Annotated in this window: 5 protein-coding genes and 3 pseudogenes; 1 reads left to right on the top strand and 7 read right to left on the bottom strand. The window is 70.9% G+C overall.

Annotation, left to right across the window (positions count from 1 at the left end):
- Positions 1-810 precede the first annotated feature (810 nt).
- A pseudogene (locus AC08ON_RS14675) lies at positions 811-960 on the top strand (NF041680 family putative transposase); the annotation flags it as partial.
- On the opposite strand, the pseudogene AC08ON_RS14670 reads toward AC08ON_RS14675, so the two are convergent.
- From AC08ON_RS14670 to AC08ON_RS14640, 7 genes and pseudogenes are all read right to left on the bottom strand, one after another.
- A pseudogene (locus AC08ON_RS14670) lies at positions 934-2,007 on the bottom strand (thiopeptide-type bacteriocin biosynthesis protein); the annotation flags it as partial. The pseudogenes AC08ON_RS14675 and AC08ON_RS14670 sit on opposite strands and share 27 nt — an antisense overlap.
- Positions 1,923-2,450: pseudogene (locus AC08ON_RS14665) on the bottom strand (lantibiotic dehydratase); the annotation flags it as partial. The pseudogenes AC08ON_RS14670 and AC08ON_RS14665, both read right to left, overlap by 85 nt.
- A gap of 13 nt (positions 2,451-2,463) precedes the next feature.
- The gene (locus AC08ON_RS14660; protein ID WP_476617162.1) at positions 2,464-2,721 is read right to left on the bottom strand and encodes a group II intron maturase-specific domain-containing protein; all 258 of its coding nucleotides are present in this window, start codon (positions 2,719-2,721) and stop codon (positions 2,464-2,466) included.
- A 188-nt stretch (positions 2,722-2,909) separates the two neighbouring features.
- Positions 2,910-4,991, bottom strand: coding sequence for a DUF7846 domain-containing protein (locus AC08ON_RS14655; RefSeq protein ID WP_476617161.1), 2,082 nt, complete (start codon positions 4,989-4,991; stop codon positions 2,910-2,912).
- 162 nt (positions 4,992-5,153) lie between these two features.
- Positions 5,154-5,333 carry a hypothetical protein gene (locus AC08ON_RS14650; protein WP_476617160.1) on the bottom strand — a complete coding sequence of 60 codons (180 nt, stop codon included), beginning with the start codon at positions 5,331-5,333 and terminating at the stop codon, positions 5,154-5,156.
- The gene (locus tag AC08ON_RS14645; RefSeq protein WP_476617159.1) at positions 5,272-6,306 is read right to left on the bottom strand and encodes a small ribosomal subunit Rsm22 family protein; all 1,035 of its coding nucleotides are present in this window, start codon (positions 6,304-6,306) and stop codon (positions 5,272-5,274) included. Before AC08ON_RS14645 ends, AC08ON_RS14650 begins: the two co-directional genes overlap by 62 nt.
- Positions 6,307-6,373: 67 nt before the next feature.
- Positions 6,374-7,131: thioesterase II family protein (locus AC08ON_RS14640; RefSeq protein ID WP_476617158.1), on the bottom strand; the 758-nt coding region annotated here is incomplete at its 5' end.

Here is a 7,131-nt window from a genome sequence, read left to right as displayed (position 1 = left end):
CCCGAACAGCCCGCCGCCTGACCACCCAGGAGGAATAGCCACAACCGAACAGCCACGCTGTGACGCCGAGCCCGACCACCCGGCGCGGTCAGCCACGCCTGCAACCGACCCAGCCCACACCGGAAATCCTCACCTCAGATCAAACAACTTCGAATCATGGCAGTCAAGTCGGCACGCAGCCTCAGCAGACCAGCACACCTGGTGTGAATCCAGTCACATGGCAGGATTTGGTAACAGGGTTCCCCGATCCGAAGGATCGTTGCGTGGCGCAGCATTGACAGTGGGTGATCACGGAGAGGTTGCCGGGGTTGCTGTTGCGCTAGCCTCGGAATTTCGCCGGATTGATCGTCTGTTGGTGGAGATAAGCGGGAAAGTGCTTCTGAGCAGGGCGGATCGTGCTTGCTGAGGGCCCGATCGATCCCGTATCAAGGCGCGCCTTCGCGGCGGGCCAGGGCGAGTCCCAGGCATGGATGGTTTCTCTCGTCAGTCCAGGATCTGGAGATGTTCGCCAGTTCGCCGATGCAGACGTCGGTATTTTACCAGGCCAGCAGCCTGTCGATCATCTCCTGGATAGGGGCTCGGTCTTCCCGGCGGTGTGGGCGACGAGGGTGTTGACCTCGCGGAGCAGATCAATCAGCCGGCTCCCCCACTTCTGGGCGCCCGGCGTGAGCTCGCCCTTTAACCTCCGACTGTCACGTTGCGTGATATCTGCTGGTGTTGTGGGGTGGTTCGGCGTGTCCTCGTGACGTGGAACGACCTTCGGAAGATCGTGCTCTCGCCAAAGAAGCCGTGATCGAACCGAAGGTCGTGATGGGCAGTGTGCAGGACGAACCAGGACGCGTCGAGGCTCTGGGGAGGCTGTGTCGCTTCCGGCAGGAGTTCTATGGCTGTCTGGTCCACCGCGCGGACGCGCTGTTCGAGGTGACGGACGCGGTGCTGTGCACCGACGGCCCGGTCCGGAAGCCAGACCAGCCGTCGAGGATCCCGGTGCCATGGGGGGAGGGCGGCTGTGCCGTCACGGGCCGCGTCGTTCACGAGACGGCGCAGATCGGCGAGGCGGCGGTGGGCGGCCCGGTCGAGGCGAGGCCGGCCAAGCGCGGTGCGATCACCGTTGGCGAGTGTGCGTGCCACCGTCGCCGCCGTCAGCGAGGCCACGACCAGCCGCTGGTCCGGCTCATGGGCCGCGGTCAGCGTGGCGAGGACCAGGTCGCTGTCGGCGGCGAAGACATCCTCGGCTGCCTCGATCGCCGACGGGCCGCCGTAGCGTTCGATCTCCTGGTCGTAGGGCTCGACGCTGAATCCGTAAGCGAGAGCGTCCGTCACCAGGCGCGCGCCCCATTGGGAGACTTCGGGCAGGAGTTTGCCGCCGAGTACGGCCGGGACCCCGTGGAAGCGGACCCGCAGATGGGGGTCGAGGGCCTGGGTGCGGTAACGCAGCCAGAACCAGCGGTCGAACATGCCGCGCGTGCGCGGGAGGAGCCTGGCGAGGTCGGTGAGGATTTCGTCGTGCTGGGCCGCCGGTGCGCCGATCGCGAGCGACAGCCACGGGCCTCCCGGCAAGTAGTGCCCGGCCCTCGCTGGCCGGGGCAGCGTGATGCTCGGACGAGTCGGGGCCGGCGGGGGCGCCGTGGCGGCGAGCGGGATGACGAGTTCGAGTAGATGGCGTCCGGACCGTCCGGTGACGACGTCCTGGATGGTGCCGTCACCGCCGGGCTGTTCGGTGACGGCCCGCAGCCCGCGTCGTACATAGCGGCGCAGCAGCTCCACGTCCCGTGGATCGTCGAGGTCGAGCGGGAGCTGTCGTTCGTCGTCATCGGTGACGATCACGGTCGGAGGCGGCGGGACGGTGGAGGTCTGCCAAGAGCGCAGCTGCGCCGGCCAGGCCGCGGTGTCGCGCGCGGCGAACAACCTTCGGAAGTCCGTCAGCGGCCTCGGCAAGCGCCACCGCGCAGGGGCGAGAATCGTCGACCGGTACCGCACCCGTGGCTGGAACGCGCTGTCACGCAGCGACCCCCAGGAGAACAGGTGCCACGGGCGGCACCACCTGGCGGCGGCGGGTCGGTGCCGGGCAGCGCGAGCGCGGCAACGGTGGCATCGTCCAGGATGATTTCAGTCCGGCCGTGGGCGGTCGCGTCACCGAGCAGAGCGGCGAGGACCGCGAGGCGTTCCACGGGCGTGTCCGCGGGTTCGATGCTGGTCTCGATGCCCTCAGCCCCCAACCCGATGACCGGATCGATGACATCGACGAGCGGGACGAACCGGCCGTGGCCCCACCGATCGACGAAACGGGCGTGGTAGGCGGCGAGCGTGGGCTTGGTACAGCTCATCATCCACATCACGCTGACGGCCTCGGCGGCGTCCTCCAGCAGCGCGCGCGGCACGGTGACGGCCGCGTCGGCGGCGACGTCCACGCACAGCGGGTTGTCCTGGCCGCAGATGCGGGCAGACGCCTCCCGCGCGGTGCTAGTTCATCCAGCCACGAATGACCGGGTTCAGCCACGCCGCGAGCGCCGCGACGTCCTCGGTCGTGCGCAGGTTGATCCGCCATCGACGGATCTCGTCCCCCATCTTCTTGAGGGCCTTCCGGCTCACCGCTGACAGGAATACCGTGAACATCTGCCATATTTCGGACCCGACTTGTTCACTCGTCTCTTCCCAGGCATACGCCTGGTTACTCGAAGAAATCGCCTGGATGAGCTTGCCCATTCGCTCCACCCCCATTACAGGGACTTCACCGCTACACTCCCTAACTTCATCAACTGGGTGGACTGGTGCACGGCCGCGGACACCGGCGCCGCGCTGCTGTGGCGGGTGAAATCGAACCTGCGTCTACCCCACACCCCGGAAAGAACCCCGGCGCCGCACCGGTCACATCCACCGGATCATCTGGTCACGATCCGTTCCCCTGGTCACGTCGCACCGACCGAGACGGCCAGCGCCGGACGGACCGGGGCGGGCAGCCATCCCGCTCCGGGCCGGTTCGGCACCTGACGCCAGCCCAGGCCGGGCACGAGCAGGGCCAGCTCCCCGGAGGGACGCCGGGCCAGCGGGATCCGCTCCTCCCAGCGTGCCGCACCGGCTCCCGTCGGCACGGTGAACCCGACGACGAGCTCGTCGGGCAGCGTCGCACCGGCGACGCCGAGCTCGTCCGGTCCGAGCGGAGTGCCGGTCGTCACTGTGAAGATGTGCGTAATCCCGGGAGCGTCCGCGGGCCCGAACTGGACGGTTCTGGTCGTGGCACCCAACCGGATGTACAGGGTGCCGCCAGCACCACCAGCACCACCAGCACCACCAGGATCGCGCGCCGTCACCTGGACACGGACACGGTTGCCGGCGACCTGGCGCAGCGCGGTGAAGGACCCGAAGTAGCTCGCGGGCGCGGCCGGGTCGACGATCTCGTCGGGGCGCAGCCGGTAGACCGCCCGGCCCGGCATCCGGTCGGGCAGGGTGGCCGTGCCGGCACCGATGTCGGCGGCGTACAGCACCGGCCCGGCGAGGTCCGGGGTGTTCCGCAGCATCTGGTACGGCACCTGGGTGTAACGGCTCGGGACGCCGGGCGTCACGACGACCACCGCCGGGGCCGGGTAGCGGTCCGGCAGCAGCGCGTCAAGGAACGCGTTGCGGTCGTTCACCCATCGCTGGCCGGCGACCTTGTCCGGGATCGCGTCCACAGTGAGGAGGATCAGGCCTGCGGCGGCGAGGACCGCGATGACGGGTCTGCGCAGAACGGGTCCGCGCGGGACGGTCCGGGCCGGCGGAGCGCCGGTGCCGGGCCACGGGGAGAACCACCGTTCGCTCATGGACCACACCCGGCGGGCGCCGTCGGCGGCGAGAATCATGATCGGGGCGAACGCGGCCAGATGGTAGTGCGGACCGAGACCGTTGAGCAGGCCCGGCATCGCGAACGCCGAACCCCACCAGAAGAAGTAGCCGCCACCGACGGCGGCGACGATGACGACCAGCAGGACGCGCTCGGGACGGCGGTGCGCCCGCAGCGCGCCGAAGATCGCGAGTACGAGGACCGCGACGCCCCCGAACACCCAGCTCGGGGCCGCCGCGACGGTGCCGTGCAGGGCCTCGAGGGCGAGTCGGCGGGTGAACAGAAACGTCGGCTCCGAGGGCAGGATGCGACGCGGCCCGAAACCGAAGCGGTCCAGCGGATCGGAGGCCGACAGCGGCGCCCGGAACGCAGAACCGGTCACCCGCCGGCAGTATGCCAGGAGCACGACAACGAACGGCGCCAGGCCGGCGAGTGCCCAGGCGGTTCGGTGCGCCACGGCACGCATGAACCGGCCACCCGCGGACCGGCCACCCGCGGACCGCCACAGCCGCGCCAGCACGAACACCACGACGGGAACGGCGACGATCACCGCGTCGAAGGGCCGCAGGAGCAGGACGAATCCCAGGCCTGCCCCGCCGCCGATGAGCGACAGCCGCGCCCCGGCCCGGCCGCCACGCAGCAGCGCCGCGCACGCCAGGGTCAGCGTCGCGGCTCCGCACGCGTAGGCGAGGGGCAGCGAGGTGTGTACCAGGACGAGCGGGGACAGCGCGACGAACACCGCCGCCGTGACCGCGGTGACCGCGTCGTCGAAGAGCTCGCGGGCCAGCCGGTACGTCCCGGCCACCCAGCCTGCCGCCACCAGGGCCGGGGCGACGGCCATGGTGGCGAACAACGCCTGGGACGCGGCGAGCAGCGCCGGCCACCCGGGCAGGTACTTGGTGAACACCCGCCCGTCGTGCTCCCCGGTCAGCCAGGGCCGGAAGAACGGCTCGACGGTGGTCGCGTCCAGGGTGAGGCGGCCGTCGAGCAGCATGCGCGCCTGCAGGACGTAGGCCGCCTCGTCCGCGTCACCCGAGCCGTGCCGGTACAGCGTCGCCTGCAGGACCAGGCTGACGACAAACGAACACCCGCAGATGGCCGCGACGATCAGCGCCGGCGTGCGGCCCGACCGGCGGGCCCGGCGGCGGGCCGCCGTCGACCCGCCGTCCATCTGATGGACCGGCTTCGACGCACACCGACACGGCATAACAGACAACGGCATAACAGACATAAGCATAGACAGCCGGTAACTGGCCACGACTGCCGGGTACCAGGTCAAAGGGTTCCGGTCACCGGGTTCCGGTCACCGGCGGGTCCCGACGTTGACAGCGGGTCAGCGCGGCCCGATGCCGGGCGGGACGGCGTCACCCCGGGAGGCCCGTCGGGCCCAGCGGTAGGCCTCCTTCTCGCTGCGGGAAACGACCACGTCACGCTGCCGCGGCATGACCACGTCACCCTGCCGCGGCGCCTCGCAGACCGTCAGCCGGACATGGCCCGAGCGGGCCCGCGGCACGCGCAGCACCCGGCCGGCGGCGTGCGCGGGCGGCCGGCGCGACGCGACGCGACGCGACGAGGTAGGAGTACTTCTCGTCCTCGTACCCGAGCGCACCGTCCTTCATCGCCCGGTGCAGTGCGCTGCGCTCGACCCGCCGGCCGAAGTGGCACCAGTCCCCCGCCGTCATCGGGCAGTCGTCGTCGGCAGGGCAGGGCGCGGTGATGGTCGCGCCGGTCTCGACGAGCGCCGAGCGCGCGGCGCGGATCCGCGCGAAGCCGGCCGGGGTTCCCGCGTCGATGATGACCAACTCCGCCGCGGTGGCCCGCCACCACGCGGCCACGGCTGCGGCCCGGTCGCCGTCGGCGAGCTCGCCCAGCACATAGGCCGCCACTGTCAGGTCGGCCCGGTCCACGCCGTCGCCGGGCGGGGTGAGCACGGACGTGCGCTGCCAGGTCGCGGTGCCCAGCGCCGGCGCGCCACCGCGGCGGGCCAGCCGGCGACCGACGTCGATCATCAGCGCGGACCGCTCGACCAGGACGGCCCGGGTCACGCCGGGGAAGACCGCCAGCGCGGCCCAGGTCGCCGTCCCGGGACCCGCGCCCAGGTCGAGGACGGACCCGGGCCGCCAGTCCGGGCGGCGCAGCGCCACCTCACCGAGAACCGCGCGGGTGACCGCCAGCGTCGCGGGCAGTCGGGCGGCGAGGTAGGCCCGGACGTGATCCGCCGTCAGCTCGCCGTCACCCGGTGTGGCGGCGTTCGCGCGATACCGGTCGGACAACTCCCGGTAGGCACGGGACATCGCCCGCGCCGGCGGGGTCCCCACGGACGCGCCCGTCTCGGCCGCGACCGCGGCGAGCAGACCGGCCACCACACCCTCGCGTCCCGACCCGTACCGCACGCTCGAAGCGTAGCCGCGGTGCCACGGCCCCGAACGAAATACGCTGACGCGAATCCCGCCCGGGGTGCCGCCGGTGCCCGTGGTGGGGGTCACGTCCAGGTCGACACGTCCAGGTCGACAACGTTGACCGACGAGCCGACCGGCGGGGCAAGCCGACGGGTCAGAGCGAGGGCCCCGCGGTGGCCGCGGGAACCAGCCCGGCCGAGACGGTGTCGATGACGGCGGTCTGCTGGTCAGACAGGTAGAAATGGCCACCGGGAAAGACCTTCAGCGTGAACGCACCGGTCGTGTGCGCCCGCCATTGTTCGGCCTCGGCCACGGTGGCCTTGGCGTCGGAATCCCCGACCAGCACGGTAATCGCCGTTCCGATCACCGCGTCCGACGGGGCAGAATACGTTTTGATCGCCCGGTAGTCCGCCCGGGTGGGCGGCAGGATCAGCTTCAGCATTTCGGGATCGGCGAGGATGCGCGGGTCGGTTCCACCAAGCGCACGGATTTCCCGCAGGAAACCCTCGTCGTCCAGGAGATGCACGGATTCGGCGCGGGAGGTTGACGGGGCTCTACGGCCGGATGCGAACAGCACGAACGGCACCGGGCCGCCCGCCGCCTCCAGCCGGCGGGTCACCTCGAAGGCGACGGTCGACCCCATACTGTGACCGAAGAACGCCAGCGGGCGGTCGGTGAGGGGACGCAGCACGTCGGCAATGCGGTCCGCGAGGGGTTCGATGGCCGTCTCGGGCCTCTCCGTCCGCCGGTCCTGGCGGCCCGGATACTGCACCGAACGCACCTCGGCGACCGGCGACAATGCCCTGGATAGCGGAACGTAGAAGCTTGCCGCGCCGCCCGCGTGGGGAAAACAGACAAGCCGCGGGGCATTCTCCGGCGCCGGATGGAAACGCCTCAGCCACAGATCGACGT

This window comes from Frankia sp. CoWAU3, from assembly GCF_977971855.1.
Note: the sequence above shows the minus strand (reverse complement) of the source record. Positions and strands in the feature narration are given on the sequence as shown.

Coding starts and splice junctions, on each gene's coding strand:
- AC08ON_RS14660 (WP_476617162.1), bottom strand. CDS start 2,721: ATGGGGGTGGAGCGAATGGGCAAGCTCATCCAGGCGATTTCTTCGAGT.
- AC08ON_RS14655 (WP_476617161.1), bottom strand. CDS start 4,991: ATGGACGGCGGGTCGACGGCGGCCCGCCGCCGGGCCCGCCGGTCGGGC.